We start from the raw sequence: 14,015 nt of genomic DNA on the forward strand, positions 1-14,015 counted from the left end.
GGCCGACGGGATCTCCATCATGGTCGCCGGGGCCGTCTGAGCGGGCACTCTCCACGCATGTGGTGAGCAAGGTGTGAGCTGGTTCCGCGACCGCCTCCCAGTTGACCAGAGGGCGGCCGACGCTTGCGTCCATCGTCATCGCAGGGCAGGCCGCCGGGGCCCGCCCGGGCGTCGACGGCGTCGAGCTGCTTCGGCTTGCGGACAGCACCACAGCCAGGAGGAGGAGAGCGCCTTCGAACTCGTCCGGGAGCCCGATGCCGGCCGGTCCTGACCGCCAAGCCCCGCCACCCGGCAGGGTGGACATCCTTTCAGTGAGTGACGTCTGATGCGATGCGCCGGCGCTCTCGGGCACCCCGGCGTGGGCCGCATTCGGAGTGGATCCGGTGCCCTCAGGGGTGCAGGGTGCCTGAGAGGTGAGGGCGCGGACGGTCGCGGGCCTCCCACGGAGCCTTGGTCAGAGGAGGGACAACCGCTACCGGGCAATGGGCCCTACGCAGCACGCCCTGAGACACAGAACCCTCGAGCAGCCCCGCCATGGACCCGCGCCCACGCGTCCCGACCACGAGCAGGTGGGCGTTCTGGCTCAGGCGCACCAGCTCGTCCACGGGGTTCCGCTCGACCACGTGCCGGCGTACGTCGACGGTGGGGAACTCCTCGCGGAACCCCGCGATGGACTCGGCCAGGAGGGATCGTCCCTGCTCGTCCAACCGGTCCCGGTTCGAGCCGCCCGGCGTGGGAACGACTGCGCCCTCCATGCTGTCGAGCTGCCAGGTGTGGACGACCGTGAGTCCCTTGCCGTGCATCGCGGCCTGCTCGAAGGCGAACCTGACCGCACCCATGGAGTGCGCGTGGCCGTCGACTCCGAGGATGACTCTCGTGTCCGGCACCGTGCGGGTGGCCGCCTCGCGGACCACGACGACCGGACAGTGCGCGTGAGCGGCCACGTGGATGGAGACCGAGCCGAGCAGGAGGCTCCCGAAGGCACCGAGCCCGCGTGCTCCCACCACCACCAGGGCTGCGGTGCGTGACGTCTCCACCAACGCTGCGCCGGGCATCGCAGGCTGCCGCCTGGTCGTGATCTCGAGCTCCGGGTGCAGGGCGTGGGCGGTCGCGGCCGCATCGGCGCAGGCGCGCTCCGCTCGTGACGCCAACAGGTGCAGGGCACCGGTGGGCCGGGCGGCGTCCGGCACCCCGATGCCGGGATCGGGATGGTCCGGGAAGTATGCATGGAGGATATGCAGGGGCACCTGCCGGCGGGCGGCCTCGTGGGCCGCCCATGCCAGGGCGAGACCGCTCTCGCGGGACGTGTCGATGCCGACCACGATGCCGGCCCGGGCGCTCTTCCTGGGCGTCATGGCTCCTCCAGCCTCACGGGGACGTGCACTCCACGGTCGGTCGCAGACCCGGCCGTCGCCAGGGCAGTTGGTCCCGCCCGCTCCCGCCCGCGCCGGCGTCCAGCGGGCGCGTCACAGGAACCGGGCGACGCCGGGCACTCGCAGCAACACTCCGCCGACCAGGAACGAGAGGCCGACTCCCGTCACCGCCACGAGGACGAACCGGGCCTCGGTGGGCCAGGCCAGGTTCCGGCTGGCCAGGATCAGCACGACGAGGACTCCCTGGTGGACGAGGAAGGTCGCGTATGCCGCTCGGCTGAGCCACCGGGCCAGCGGTCCGTGAGCGTGCGCTCGCCGCCTGAACGCGTCGACCACCCACACGGAGACGGTGACGAGCACCGTGGCCTCGACCACCGTGAACACCAGCGACTGCCAGGTCCCACCGCCACCGTACGCGTCCGGGTCGCCGCCGGCGGTCGTGAGGACGGCGACCAGACCTGCGCACCCGGCGATGGCCAGCCAGGCGGCATGGCGCACCCGGCGCACCAGCGCCGGGTCGAGGCGTTCGAACCACTCCCGTTCAGCGGCAACCGCGCCGAGCGTGAACCCCGCGACCCACCCGGGTGCCTGCGCCAGCGCGAGGTGCCAGCGCTCCTCGCCGAACGGCACCCAGATCCGCAGCACGTAGGAGGTCGCCGCTACGAGGAAGACGGTCCCGATCATGTACCGCCCGGTCAGCCGGCCAGCCACGTCCTCGCGTGCGGGGAGGTGTCGCCGCACCGCGGCATACGCGACCGAGAACACCAGCAGGACGCCGAGGAACCACGTGGGGCCGGGAGCAGGCGGCAGCGGCCGCCAGGCGTGGGGGACGAAGTCCCAGAAGCTGCCGCCGTATCCGGCGTTGCTCGAGTCGACGAACTCGATGGGTGGCGTGAGGAGCAGCACGAAGGCCACACTGGGCGTCAGCAGCCGGATGGTGCGGTCGCGCAGGTATCGGCGGATCCCCTTGTGCTCCAGCGATCCTGGCGTGAACAGTCCTGCGACCATGAAGAACAGCGGCATCCCGAACGACACGCCGACCACGGTTGCGAGGAGGAGGACGCTCAACAGCGGCTCGCGCACGGTCGGTTCGCTCAGCACCCAGGCGCCCTCGAGCCCGTTCCATGCGAGGAAGACGTGCGCGAGGATGACGCCGGCGACCAGGGCGACCTTGAGGTTGTCGGCGTAGGCCAGCCGCGGTCGCCGCACCGGGACGCGCGCCGACTCGGAGCTGGCACCGCGCAGAGCAACGTCGGCTTCATGGGAGCCGCTCGTGCTCCGGGATCCCCCTGCCGCGGTCGTCATGACGGTCTGCCTCCTTCGCCCCTCGTCTCACACCTTGCTCGGCTGTGGCCGCCGACGGGGGAGACTTTGGTCCCACGAGGCCGGTCCATGGACGGGACCTTTGCCTCAGGACCGCTGACACACCGCAGACGACGCTGAGCACATGACCACCAGCACCGTGTCGCTCGACAGCCTCTACAAGCCACGGCGCGGCACGGTCGAGTTCGTGGACGTGCCCGAGATGGCCTTCCTCGTGGTTCCCGGTCACGGGTCGCCCGAGGGGCCGGAGTTCGCAGCGGCGCTGCAGGCGCTCTTCGCGGTGAGCTACGCCGTGCACTTTCTCGTCAAGAAGGCGCTCGGTGAGGCACCCCGGGTGATGCCCCTCGAGGCGCTGTGGTGGGTCGGCGACGGCGACGACCAGCAGGCGCTGGTCGAGGCGGTGACGCGCGGCGAGGGCACCATGGCCGAGACCGACCGGGACCGGTGGCGCTGGCAGGCCATGATCATGCAGCCGGAACCCATCGACGCCGCCGTCGTGGCGGAAGCCACCAGACAGGCGCGCTCGAAGGACCTCGCCGCCCTGGACCGGATGGCCCTGCGTCCGTGGGCGGAGGGCCGGTGCGCCCAGCTGCTGCATGTCGGCCCGTATGCCGCCGAGGCGCCGTCGCTGCGCCGTCTCCACGACGCCATCGCGGCGGCGGGGATGCGCCCGCGCGGCCGGCACCACGAGGTGTACCTGGGTGACCCCAGGCGCAGTGCACCCGAGCGGCTCCGCACGATACTGCGGCAGCCGGTCGAACCGGTGTGAGCGCACGCACCTCGCCGTGCATCGTGCAGGACTTCTGGATCTGTTGCGAGTGCAGCACCGGCAGCATGGTGGCCTCGTGAGTCGGAAGCTCGCGGCAGCAGTTGCCGCCATCGCCTCGGCGCTCGCCCTGTCCGCGTGCGTCCGGTCATCCGAGCCTCCGACAGGGTCGACCCCGTCCACCGTCGCTGTGCCCGGCTCGGCGCCGGGCACCCCGTCCGCCACGTCGTCTGCCAGCTCGTCCGGCCCTGTCACACCTCCTGCCTCGGTCACATCGACGGCGGGCCGCCCCACCCCTGGGCCGACGACCCAGAGCTCAGGCACGCTGCCGCCGTCGACGCCTCGTCCGACGCCTCCGGCACGGCCCCGCGCCGGACGTCCGGCATGGGTCACCGTCTCTGTGGCGACGCTCTGGCGCACGCCGTCCTCACCCCGCGCCGTCGACGACCCGGCGCTGCGCTCACCGGCCGACATCCGCCGGTGGCTGCGCGGCATGTCCTTGGCCGACCGGCGCGGTCTCCAGGGCCGGGCGGACACGCAGGCTCTGCTGGGTGACCGGGTGCTGGTGACGGCAGTGAGTGGCTCGTGGGCCGAGGTCGTCGTTCCCGACCAGCCGACGCCGCTGGACGGGCGGGGATATCCGGGCTGGGTGCCGATCCGACAGCTCGGTGCCGAGGCCCCGAGGCAGGCGACGGAGCTCGCCACAGTCGTGGCGCGGACCGCTTGGCTACGGGACGACACCGCGGCCGCCGGCAGGGTGGTCGAGGTGAGCTACGGGACGCGCCTGCCGGTCGTGGGGCAGTCCGGTGGATGGCTGCGGCTGGGGCTTCCCGGCGGTGTGGTGCGCCGCGTCGACCCGGCTGTCGTGGTCCGGCACGGCGTCACAGCCCCCGCGTCGCGAGTCGCCGGCGTCTCGGTCGCGCGGTCTGCACAGGCGTTCACCGGCCTGCCCTATCTGTGGGCGGGCCGCTCCGGGTTCGGCGTCGACTGCTCGGGGCTGGCCTCGCTGGTGTACCGCGTCCACGGTCTGGTGATCCCCCGCGACGCCGGCGCGCAGGCTGCGCGGGGTCGGCGGATCCCCGCAGATGCGGCCTTGCCCGGCGACCTGCTCTTCTACGCGACGGCCTCCGGCCGCGTGCACCATGTCTCGGTCTACGTCGGCTCCGGCCTGATGGTGCACGCACCCGGGACCGGGCAGACCGTCCAGACCATCCCGACCGCAACTGAGCCATACGCCACCGAGTTCGCGGGCGCGCGCCGCTACCTACCCTGACCACGGGGCAGGACCTTCTGCTCTGCCTGCGGCACCGGCGAGGCGCAGGCTTGGCGTGTGAGACACCACGTGCTCATCTCGCTGCTCCCTGCATTGGCCATGGCGGTGGCCGGGGCTTGTGCCGCACCCGCATCGGCGCCCGTGCGGACTCCGTCCTCCACGGCATCGCAGACGGCCGCTTCTCACCCTGCGACGACCCCGGCCCCGGCGACCACACTCCCGAGCACGACCTCGACGTCGACCCGCGTCCCGGTACCGAAGCCCAGCACGACCTTCCCCGTCGCGACGTCGAGCTCTCCGTCCTCGACCGCTCGCCCGAGTGCGCCTGTGGTGACGGGCCGCGTGGTTTCGCGCCTACCGACGTCACACAAGGTCGTCGCGCTGACCTTCGACGGCGGGTCGGGAGCAGAGGGCGTCCAGTCGGTGATCGCCACCCTGGCTCGCGAGCGTGTCCCGGCCACGTTCTTCCCGACCGGAGAGTTCGCTGACCGGTACCCGTCCGCTGCGGCGGCCCTGGCGAGGCACGGGATCGTGGGGAACCACACGTACTCGCACCCGCACGCCCCGCAGCTGAGCGACGCGGCGCTGCGGCGGCAGGTCACCTCCGCCCGAACGTCCATCCTGCAGGCCACGGGCCAGGACCCGAGACCGTTGTTCCGCTTCCCGTACGGCGACTACGACGGCCGCAGCCTGGCGACCGTCAACGCGATGGGGTACGTGGGGGTCGGCTGGACCGTCGACACCCTGGGGTGGAAGGGTCGGGCCGCGGGAATCTCGGTCGGAAAGATCGCCGACAGGGTCGCGGCCGCACGCTCCCCGGGCGCCATCGTGCTCATGCACCTGGGCGCCGCTCCTGACGGGTCGACCCTCGATGCCGACGCGCTGGCCAGGATCATCACCGAAGCCCGCTCCGCCGGATACGGTTTCGTGACCTTGGGCCAGCTGCGAGCGAGCTGAACCCCGTGCGAGGCGGCCGTCAGGTCAAACGCGGTCACACTCGCCCCAGCCGGTTGACCGCGTCGCGCGAGATGCGTCGTGCCACCTCACCGCGCGTGAGGCCCTGCGGTGGTGGCCTCACGGTCCGACCGAGCGGTCCGGGCGGTCCTTCTGTCGTCGGTGTTCCGGGGCTCCCGAAGGCTGCGGAGCCGGCCCGGCGCTGAACCGGGCCGCCCGGCGGCGCACGAAGCGGCGGCTGAGGTCGGCCGGGACGCCGGTGTGCGGAGGCGCGTCCGGCCGCGTCCACCAGCGCTTGGCCGCCTCGACGAGAACGAGGTAGACCCCGACCATCGCGACGAGTGCGGCGAAGAAGCCGCCGGGCAGTGGCGCGAAGCCGAGTGTCGGTGCCAGGGGCGTCGCGGGCAGGACCGCCCCCGTGACCACGACGCCGAGGACCGCCAGCAGCAGGGGTGCACTCGGCCGGCTCCGGACGAAGGGGACGACGCGGGTCCTGATGGCGAGTACGACAAGGGTCTGGGTGGCCAGGGACTCGACGAACCAGCCCGAACGAAACAGACCGGGACCAGCGTGGAAGCCCCACAGCATGATGGCGAAGGTCAGCAGATCGAACACCGAGCTGATCGGCCCGAACAGGAGCATGAACCGGCGGATCGAGCCGATGTCCCAGTGCGAGGGCCGGCGCAGCTGCTCCGGGTCGACGTGATCCGTGGGGATCGCGAGCTGTCCGACGTCGTAGAGGAGGTTCCCGAGCAGGATCTGTGACGGAAGCATCGGCAGGAACGGCAGGAACACGGACGCGGCGGCGGCCGACGCCATGTTGCCGAAGTTGCTCGACGTACCCATGAGGACGTACTTGAGGGTGTTGGCGAAGATGCGCCGGCCCTCGGTCACACCGTCGGCAAGCACGTCGAGGCTCTTCTCGAGGAGGATGACGTCGGCCGCGTCCTTGGCGACGTCGGTGCCCGAGTCGACGGAGATGCCGACGTCGGCGGCGTGAAGTGCCAGGGCGTCGTTGACGCCGTCGCCGAGGAAGGCGACGCCGCCGCTGCCGTGGTGGTGGGCCCGGACGATCCGCGCCTTCTGCTCCGGGCTGACGCGCGCGAACACCGTCGTGCTCGCCACTGCGTCGAGGAGTCCCGCGTCGTCGAGGGCGTCGACGTCGGCGCCGGTGAGGACGCGGTCGCCGGTCAGGCCCAGGTCATGGCACACCTTGGCGGCAACGACGGCGCTGTCACCGGTCACCACCTTGACGTCGATCCCGAGGGCTGCGAGCCGCTCGAGGGCGGCCCGAGCATCGGGCTTCGGCGGGTCGAGGAACACGAGCAGCCCACTCAGCGTCAGGCCCCGCTCGTCGCCCGGCTGGGGCGGATGCGGTTGGTCCATGCATCGGGTCGCGACGGCGACCACGCGATGACCCGCGGCGAACTCGGCCTCGAGCGCGGCCCGGACGTGCGAGTCGGTGTCGGTGCACCTCTCGAGGACCGTCTCTGGCGCGCCCTTCGTGACGAGCGTCACCGAGCCGTCCGGTGCGCGGACGAGCGTGGACACCATGCGTCGCTCATGGTCGAACGGCAGGACGCCGAGCACCTCGTAGCCGGGCAGCGAGGCCCGGACCGCATCGGCGGCCGGGGACTCCCACAGGGCGCGGTCGAGCGGGGTGGTGCCGCCCGCGGCAGGCCCCTCGGCGATGGAGCCACAGCAGAGCAGCCCCCAGCGCACGACGCCCTCGGAACGCTCACCGCGGGCTGGGACGGCCCGCGCATAGTCGACGCGTCCGGCCGTGAGAGTGCCCGTCTTGTCGGTGAAGAGGATGTCGACGTCACCGAGGTCTTCGATGCACACGAGGCGCTTGACGAGCACGTGGCGCCGGGCCAGCTGTCGTGACCCCGCCGCGAGGCTTGTCGACACCACCGCCGGCAGCAGCTGCGGGGTGATGCCGACCGCGATGGCGAGCGAGAAGAGCAGGGCGTCGAGCAAGGGTTTCTCGAGTGCGACGTTGGCGACGAAGATCGAGGCGGTCAGCACGCCGGCGACGCGCACGAGCAGGAGCGAGAACCGGCGCAGCCCTACCTGGAACTCGGTGTCGGCCTGGTGGGTCGCCAGCCCGGCCGCGATGGTGCCGAGCTCGGTGCGGGCACCGGTGGCGACGACCACGCCGCGCGCGCCGCCCGCATGCACGACGGTGCCCATCAGTGCGCACCCGGTGAGGTCGGCGAGGGCCGCGTCGGGCGCCACCGCGTCGGTGCCCTTCTCGACCGCCTGGGACTCACCGGTGACCACGGACTCATCACACTCGAGCCGTACCACCGACAGCAGTCGCACGTCGGCCGGGACGACCTCGCCGAGCGACAGCTCGACGAGGTCGCCGGGCACGAGTGCTGTCACGTCGACACGCCCGACGGTGCCGGCGCGCAGGACCACCGCCTCGTGGCTCACCTGCGCGTGCAGCGCGGCTGCAGCCAGCTCGGCACGGTACTCGTTCGCGAAGCCGAGACCCACCGACACGAACACGATGACGCCGATGATGACGGCGTCGCTGCGCTCGCCCAGGAAGAAGGACGCCGTGGCCGCCACGAGCAGCAGACCCAGCAGCGGCGACCGCAGCTGGCGCCACAGCACGGGCAGGAACCGCGCATGGTGCGTCGCAATGGCGTTAGGACCGTAGGTCCCCTGCCGCCACGTCACCTCATCGGCGTCGAGACCGCGATGCGGCGCGACGCCGAGGACCGACACGACGTCGGCGGTCGACATGGCCGCCGCCGCCCGGATGTCGAGGTCCGTCCCGTGTCCGCGCGGCATGTGTCCATGCTCGCGCCGAGTCGGGCGGACGACCCCGGGCCGCGGCACCGTGTCCAGCTACTGGAGAACGGGGTACCGCTGGACGATGCCCAACCGCTCCCACGCGCGTCCGAGGCCGAGGTCGCGCCCGGCGCGGGCGAACAGCAGCAGCATGAGGACGAGCGCGTACACCAGGTGGTCGTCCATGAACGGGTTGTTCTCCGGCCAGATCGCCGCGCTCCACATCATGAGCAGCAGCACGACGCCCGAGACGGTGGCGATCCGCATGGCGACACCGAGCAGGAGTGCGATACCGATCCCGGCAAGACCGATCATGAAGAGCCAGTCGGCCCACGCCCCGCCGGCGAAGCCCTGGTAGAAGTCCGCCAGGGGGCCCTTCGTGCCGAAGGTGAGGAAGCCGCGCGTCGGTGACCCACCGTTGACCCAGGCATCGGGGCCGAGCAGGTCGACCGCCCCGGTCTTGCTGTCCCGCCCCGTCGCGAAGCCGAGGCCGAACAGCTTGTCGAGGAAGGCCCAGAGGAAGATCCACCCGATGGCGAGCCGGCTGGCTCCGGCAAAGAAGCGGAAGGCCCGGTGGTCCCGGACGTCGGGTGTCGGCATCCCCGCATGTCCGTGGTGGGTCGGTTGGGCGCTGGACGTTGTCGTGCTCATCGTGTTCTCCCTTCTCGTGGACCGGTGAGCCGGCACGCTCAGACTGACTGCCCTTGCCCCACGGTGTTAGGGACCAATGGCCTGCGACTCCGTGGGCCACGGCGGCCCGCTGTGCGCCGATGCTGTCCGTCGCATGCTCTCCGGTCCGTGCTGTGCCTCCCGTGCTTCCCCAGTGGGGCGCCCATGAGGGCGGACGAAGGTCCCGTCCCCACCTGCGGCGCCACCGGCAGAGTGGAACTGCGGGGGAACTGCGCGGGTACGCGCCAGGAGCCGGAGGTGTGAGGATGGTCCATCGGAAGAGCTCAGCCGCGGTCGTGGTCGGATGCAGTGCCTCGGCGGCCGGGCAGGCGGCTGTCGCCGTTGCGACCATGGAAGCGGCCAGGCGCGGGCTCGACCTTGTCCTCCTGGCCGTCCCGGCGGGCGACGACGCGGCACCCGCCCGCCTCCGTTGGCCGTCCCAGGACGCCACAGGCAGTGCGACACAACGAGCTGCCCTGGTGGCCGAGGCCACCGACCCCCACGTGCCCGTCAGCGCGGTCGTCCTGGGACCGCTGGACGATGTCGACATCGAGAGCCTGGCCGCACGGACTGCGCTCTACGTCGCCCCGGTGCGGGGCTTCGGCGCGGACGACGGCCTCCTGCTGCTGGAATGCCCGACGGACGAGCTGCTCCGTCGAGCCCGGTGTCCGGTCATGATCCCCCACGTCACGCAGCCGACCCGGCCCTGGTCGACCCGCCGCGGCGGAGTCTCTCCCGTGGTCCGGGTCGTGCTCGCGGGAGTCGTCGGTGACCGGCGGGTGGTGGCCCACGGCGCACGTGAGGCCAGAATCCGGAGGGCCGCGTTCTGGGCCGTCAGTACAGTCCCCGACGGTGCTGGTCCCCGGGCCGTGTCCGACGGCCTGGCATCCGCCTGGCTGACCCTGCGGGCCCTGCCGCGGAGCATCTCTCCGCGGGTCGAGGTCGCGTGTGGCCCCCTGGCGGACGTCCTCGTGTCCAGGTGCAACCCCGATGATCTTGTCGTCGTGGGTGCCCAGCAGCTGACCGGCCGGCCGGGGCGGGCGCTGCTCGGGGATCTGGTGCGAACGGCGCTTCACGGAGGCAACCTCGAGGACCTGCCGTGTGACCTCCTGGTGGTTCCGGTCCCAGCTGCCTCGTCGGCATCGGACCGCCACGCGGCCTCGGCAATGGCCATGACCGTCGGTTGACGAGCGGCTGCTGTGGGCGATGACGCGGTCACGCCTTCCGGCCCTGCACTTGGAGCCGGCGACCCGTCGTCGCCCACGGCACCAGGCGCAGGAAGCGCGGCTTCCTGCCCACGTGCCACGTGACCAGTCCCAGCGCCAGCACAGCCATCACCTCGTCCTTGTCCCGGATCTCGGTGGCTCGACCGCGCAACACGACGCTCCAGACGGATGCGTCGGATCCGTGCAGCTCATCGACCTCGAAGGCGACCGCGCCCCGAACGCTCGCCGCCAGCTTCCGGCCGGCCGCGGTTCGAATGACGATGCTGCCGTGGTCGACCACGTAGTTCACGGGGAAGATGTCAGGCTCCCCCTCCACCACGACCGAGAGTCGCCCGACGTCCTGGGTGCGCAAGAGACGCCAGCACTCGGACTGGTCGAGTACCTCCATGTTGGAGAGGCCCACCCTCTTGGCTGCGTTGGGGGAGGAAGCGGGGTGACGCCCCGACGTCGCACCGTGGGGAGTGCGGGAGATGCCGGTCGATTTCGTCATGCCTCCAGTGCGACGCGCGGCGCCTCGCGCGAGTAGGGGCCAAGGTCCCGCAGACGACCCACCGGTGGGGTGGACGAAGGCAGGAGCGGTGCGGTGTCGGCCGGACAGGACCGAGGGAGGTGTCTGGTCATGAACGACCAGGACGACCAGTCGCACGGTGTCGTCGTCGGATACGACGGCTCGCCCAGCGTCCGGCTGGCGCTCGAGTGGGCCGCGGAGACCGCCCGTCAGCTCGGCACACGGCGCACCATCGTGCACAGCCTCAGCCTGTCGATGATCCCGGTTTCCCTGCCGTCGACGAGTCGTTGGCCGAGCCGATGCTGCACCAGGCCGCCGCGGTGGTCCGCGGCGAGGGCGGACCACGCGTCCAGTGTTCTCGAGGCGTCACAGATCGAAGCGCAGTACTTGTTGGGCAGTCCGGCCGGGCAGCTGGTCGACGCGTCCCGTGACGCCGACCTGATCGTGCTGGGCAGCCGCGGCCGCGGTCGGCTGCGGGCCGGGCTCCTGGGCTCGACGTCCTACGCCGTCACCGCGCACGCACGGTGCCCGGTCGTCATCGTGCGAGCCGGCGCCGAGCAGCAGGAGCAGCAGGAGGAGACGGCTGGCGACCTGCACGTCGCGCGCCCCGGACCCGAGCATCCCGTCGTCGTGGGCGTCGACGACTCGGAGGCCGCGCAGCGCGCCCTGGATGCCGCCGCCGCATGGGCCGAGCGGGAGCATGCGGCGCTGCATGTCGTGGCTTCAGCGGCATGCTCCTGGGTTCGGTGAGCCACCGCGTCATCCACGACGCGGTGTGCCCGGTGCTCGTCGTCCGCTGAGGCCCCGGTCATCTGCCCTTCATCCGAGAACCCCGGCAGCCGGCTCGTCGGCGCACGCCGGTCGTGCTGGATCACCCGGATGCAGGGTCCCGAGGACGACGAAGGATTCCGGACCGGGTGAGAACAGCTCGATGCGTCCGTCGCTCCAACGGACTAGGAAGGGAGGGCTCCCGTCGGGGCCACCCGTGTCGAGCACCTCACCGTCCTGCAAGGGTCCGTCTGCGGCCGTTCCGGCCACGAAGATGCGGTCACCGACTCGCGCCCTCATGGCTCCTCCTCCATCCGGACGGAGCCTGCCTGCGCGAAACCACCGGCGGGCACGGCCCTTGCCACGATGTCGGGGCGCACGACGCGGACGGGAGTCCGGGCGTAGTGGACCACCGCACGACTGACGGAGCCGAGCAGAAGTCGCTCGAAGCCACCGAGACCCCGGCACCCGACGACGAGCAGTCCTGCGCCCTCACCTGCACCCTCGGCGACCTCCAGCAACGCGGCCACGGGGTGAGCATCGACGACCCTGCCGCGCACATCCAGTCCCGGGAAGCCCGTCCGCAGATCGGCGGCAATGGTCTCGAGCGCGTCCCGTACCGGCCGTCGGGAGCCGTCGGGGTTGTCGGCGTTGTCTCGGAGGGCTTCCAGGCCGCGGGGTGGGCCGAACCAGTCCTCCACGCGTGGCAGGGCCCGGACGAGGACCAGTGGCGCGCCGTGCTCGACGGCGATGGCTGCGGCTCGGCGGGTCGCACGGTCGGCGCCGCCGCTACCGTCGTGCCCGACAACCACCGGGTGCTGTGGACCCGGCACCACCAGTTCCTGGTCGGGGACCACGATGACGTCGCACGCCGAGTGCGCCGTCACGGCGAAGGCGACCGAGCCTGTGACGTACTCCCTGGCCTTTCCCCGCGCAGGGTGCCCGACCACGACCAGCGAAGCCTGGTGGGACTCCCGGACCAGCACGCCGGCGGGGTACCCCGCCACGACGGCTGTCTCGACGCGGGAGGCGTCCAGCACCTTCTCGGCGCGGAGTCGTCCAGTCCCGCTGAGCCGTTCGGCGTCCACATGGTCCGCCGGCGGCACGGCCCCGGCGCCCATTCCACCGAACGGCAGCTCCACGTAGGGCCGTGCCGTCACGATGCGCAAGGCCACACGACGCCGATCGGCCTCGGACGCCGCCCAGTCCACCGCGCACTCAGCGCCGTGGCTGCCGTCGAAGCCGACCACGATGTCGCTCGCCGCTCTCATGGTTCCTCCTCTTCCTCGTCCACGATGCCTTCTCGCCGGCGCGCCGGCGCAGAGGCGAAGGTCCCGGTACGGCGGAGCGGCGAAGCCAACGGCCACAGTGGCAAGGGTCGAAGGTCCGTCTGAGAGGCGGCATCACATCCGTGCGCCGCCTCGCCCGCGCCGTGATGGCATGGAAGGGCAAGGAGATCGGCCATGAAGCACTCACTACGCTCACTGGCAGCATCCCTCCTCGCGGCCCTCACGGTCGCTGGCCTGGCCCCGAGCACCGGGCCACCGGTCGGGGGAGGCGCCTGGGAAGGGGCCGCAACGGCCCCCGCCGTCGCGGCCGCGCCCGTCGCGTACGCGGGCACCGTGTACCTGACCTTCGACGACGGTCCGCACCCGACGTACACGCCGAAGGTTCTGGCGATACTGCGGAAGTACGGGGTGAAGGCGGTCTTCTTCGAGGTCGGACAGAACATCTCCTGGTACCCGTCGCTCACCCGCAGCCTGCGCTACTACGGCATGAAGATCGGCAACCACACGTGGAGCCACCCGAATCTGACCACGCTGTCCACGGCGGGGGTCACGTCGCAGCTGAACCGGATGGAGTGGACCCTCGGCTACCGGCCACGATGCGTCCGCCCACCGTACGGGGCCACCAACGCGCGGATCGCGTCGATCATCGCCAGCCGCAGCCAGCGTCAGATCCTCTGGACCGTCGACCCACGTGACTGGTCACGACCGGGCACGTGGACCATCGTCAACCGGGTCCTGGCCGCGGTCCGGGACGGCTCGAGGATCCTGCTGCACGACGGAGGGGGAGACCGCTCCCAGACCGTCGCCGCACTGGACATCCTCATTCCGCGGCTCCGGGCCCGGGGCTACGTCATCGGGCTGATGGCCTGCTGACGGAGTACGTCACAGGTATGCCGCCGAAGCGAACCGCGGTTCTCCAGTGGGAACCCGGAGGTCCCGGCGGCATCCCTCGTCGTCATCCCTCGTCGTCCCCGCCGAGCCAGGACCGAGCCAGGACCGAGCCACCCTGCGAGCCCGTGGACCCGCGCGGAGCTCGTCAGCCCGCACGTTCCGGCGGCTGGTGG

Annotated in this window: 14 protein-coding genes; 7 read left to right on the plus strand and 7 right to left on the minus strand. The window is 71.7% G+C overall.

Going from position 1 to position 14,015, the window contains the following annotated elements; genetic code table 11:
- Positions 1-389: 389 nt before the first annotated feature.
- Positions 390-1,355, minus strand: a complete 966-nt coding sequence (locus tag ACPYOM_RS07620; protein ID WP_481345499.1) for a universal stress protein — start codon at positions 1,353-1,355, stop codon at positions 390-392.
- A gap of 111 nt (positions 1,356-1,466) precedes the next feature.
- Positions 1,467-2,678 carry an acyltransferase family protein gene (locus tag ACPYOM_RS07625; protein ID WP_481345500.1) on the minus strand — a complete coding sequence of 404 codons (1,212 nt, stop codon included), beginning with the start codon at positions 2,676-2,678 and terminating at the stop codon, positions 1,467-1,469.
- A gap of 142 nt (positions 2,679-2,820) precedes the next feature.
- On the opposite strand from ACPYOM_RS07625, the gene ACPYOM_RS07630 reads away from it, so the two are divergent.
- From ACPYOM_RS07630 to ACPYOM_RS07640, 3 genes are all read left to right on the plus strand, one after another.
- Entirely contained in the window at positions 2,821-3,465 is a 645-nt protein-coding gene (locus ACPYOM_RS07630; RefSeq protein ID WP_481342195.1) for a GyrI-like domain-containing protein, read from the plus strand.
- A gap of 397 nt (positions 3,466-3,862) precedes the next feature.
- Positions 3,863-4,735, plus strand: a complete 873-nt coding sequence (locus tag ACPYOM_RS07635; protein WP_481342194.1) for a C40 family peptidase — start codon at positions 3,863-3,865, stop codon at positions 4,733-4,735.
- Between the two features lie 342 nt (positions 4,736-5,077).
- The gene (locus ACPYOM_RS07640; RefSeq protein ID WP_481345501.1) at positions 5,078-5,692 is read left to right on the plus strand and encodes a polysaccharide deacetylase family protein; all 615 of its coding nucleotides are present in this window, start codon (positions 5,078-5,080) and stop codon (positions 5,690-5,692) included.
- Between the two features lie 117 nt (positions 5,693-5,809).
- Here ACPYOM_RS07640 and mgtA read toward each other — a convergent pair whose 3' ends face one another.
- Positions 5,810-8,491 carry a magnesium-translocating P-type ATPase gene (gene mgtA / locus ACPYOM_RS07645; RefSeq protein ID WP_481345502.1) on the minus strand — a complete coding sequence of 894 codons (2,682 nt, stop codon included), beginning with the start codon at positions 8,489-8,491 and terminating at the stop codon, positions 5,810-5,812.
- Between the two features lie 57 nt (positions 8,492-8,548).
- Positions 8,549-9,142: a hypothetical protein gene (locus ACPYOM_RS07650; RefSeq protein WP_481345503.1), complete on the minus strand. Its 594-nt coding sequence runs from the start codon at positions 9,140-9,142 to the stop codon at positions 8,549-8,551.
- A gap of 497 nt (positions 9,143-9,639) precedes the next feature.
- On the opposite strand from ACPYOM_RS07650, the gene ACPYOM_RS07655 reads away from it, so the two are divergent.
- Complete coding sequence (locus ACPYOM_RS07655; RefSeq protein WP_481345504.1) at positions 9,640-10,347, plus strand: hypothetical protein; 708 nt, start codon at positions 9,640-9,642, stop codon at positions 10,345-10,347.
- A gap of 28 nt (positions 10,348-10,375) precedes the next feature.
- Here ACPYOM_RS07655 and ACPYOM_RS07660 read toward each other — a convergent pair whose 3' ends face one another.
- Complete coding sequence (locus ACPYOM_RS07660; protein ID WP_481345505.1) at positions 10,376-10,774, minus strand: pyridoxamine 5'-phosphate oxidase family protein; 399 nt, start codon at positions 10,772-10,774, stop codon at positions 10,376-10,378.
- 231 nt (positions 10,775-11,005) lie between these two features.
- Between ACPYOM_RS07660 and ACPYOM_RS07665 the strand changes: the two genes are divergently transcribed.
- Entirely contained in the window at positions 11,006-11,644 is a 639-nt protein-coding gene (locus ACPYOM_RS07665; RefSeq protein ID WP_481345506.1) for a universal stress protein, read from the plus strand.
- Entirely contained in the window at positions 11,626-11,694 is a 69-nt protein-coding gene (locus ACPYOM_RS07670; RefSeq protein ID WP_481345510.1) for a universal stress protein, read from the plus strand. Before ACPYOM_RS07665 ends, ACPYOM_RS07670 begins: the two co-directional genes overlap by 19 nt.
- Before the next feature lie 19 nt (positions 11,695-11,713).
- Here the strand turns inward: ACPYOM_RS07670 and ACPYOM_RS07675 are convergent, their stop codons facing one another.
- Together ACPYOM_RS07675 and ACPYOM_RS07680 are read right to left on the minus strand one after the other, a co-directional pair.
- Complete coding sequence (locus tag ACPYOM_RS07675) at positions 11,714-11,962, minus strand: DUF1918 domain-containing protein (protein WP_481345507.1); 249 nt, start codon at positions 11,960-11,962, stop codon at positions 11,714-11,716.
- Positions 11,959-12,933, minus strand: a complete 975-nt coding sequence (locus tag ACPYOM_RS07680; protein WP_481345508.1) for a universal stress protein — start codon at positions 12,931-12,933, stop codon at positions 11,959-11,961. Before ACPYOM_RS07680 ends, ACPYOM_RS07675 begins: the two co-directional genes overlap by 4 nt.
- A 192-nt stretch (positions 12,934-13,125) precedes the next feature.
- On the opposite strand from ACPYOM_RS07680, the gene ACPYOM_RS07685 reads away from it, so the two are divergent.
- Entirely contained in the window at positions 13,126-13,824 is a 699-nt protein-coding gene (locus tag ACPYOM_RS07685; protein ID WP_481345509.1) for a polysaccharide deacetylase family protein, read from the plus strand.
- Positions 13,825-14,015: the final 191 nt, after the last annotated feature.

The organism is Monashia sp. HAY1-2A (assembly GCF_056755315.1).

Excerpts from the sequence above, each read along its gene's own strand:
- ACPYOM_RS07620 (WP_481345499.1), bottom strand. The coding sequence starts at position 1,355 with ATGACGCCCAGGAAGAGCGCCCGGGCCGGCATCGTGGTCGGCATCGAC.
- ACPYOM_RS07625 (WP_481345500.1), bottom strand. The coding sequence starts at position 2,678 with ATGACGACCGCGGCAGGGGGATCCCGGAGCACGAGCGGCTCCCATGAA.
- ACPYOM_RS07630 (WP_481342195.1), top strand. The coding sequence starts at position 2,821 with ATGACCACCAGCACCGTGTCGCTCGACAGCCTCTACAAGCCACGGCGC.
- mgtA (WP_481345502.1), bottom strand. The coding sequence starts at position 8,491 with ATGCCGCGCGGACACGGGACGGACCTCGACATCCGGGCGGCGGCGGCC.
- ACPYOM_RS07650 (WP_481345503.1), bottom strand. The coding sequence starts at position 9,142 with ATGAGCACGACAACGTCCAGCGCCCAACCGACCCACCACGGACATGCG.
- ACPYOM_RS07660 (WP_481345505.1), bottom strand. The coding sequence starts at position 10,774 with ATGGAGGTACTCGACCAGTCCGAGTGCTGGCGTCTCTTGCGCACCCAG.
- ACPYOM_RS07665 (WP_481345506.1), top strand. The coding sequence starts at position 11,006 with ATGAACGACCAGGACGACCAGTCGCACGGTGTCGTCGTCGGATACGAC.
- ACPYOM_RS07675 (WP_481345507.1), bottom strand. The coding sequence starts at position 11,962 with ATGAGGGCGCGAGTCGGTGACCGCATCTTCGTGGCCGGAACGGCCGCA.
- ACPYOM_RS07680 (WP_481345508.1), bottom strand. The coding sequence starts at position 12,933 with ATGAGAGCGGCGAGCGACATCGTGGTCGGCTTCGACGGCAGCCACGGC.
- ACPYOM_RS07685 (WP_481345509.1), top strand. The coding sequence starts at position 13,126 with ATGAAGCACTCACTACGCTCACTGGCAGCATCCCTCCTCGCGGCCCTC.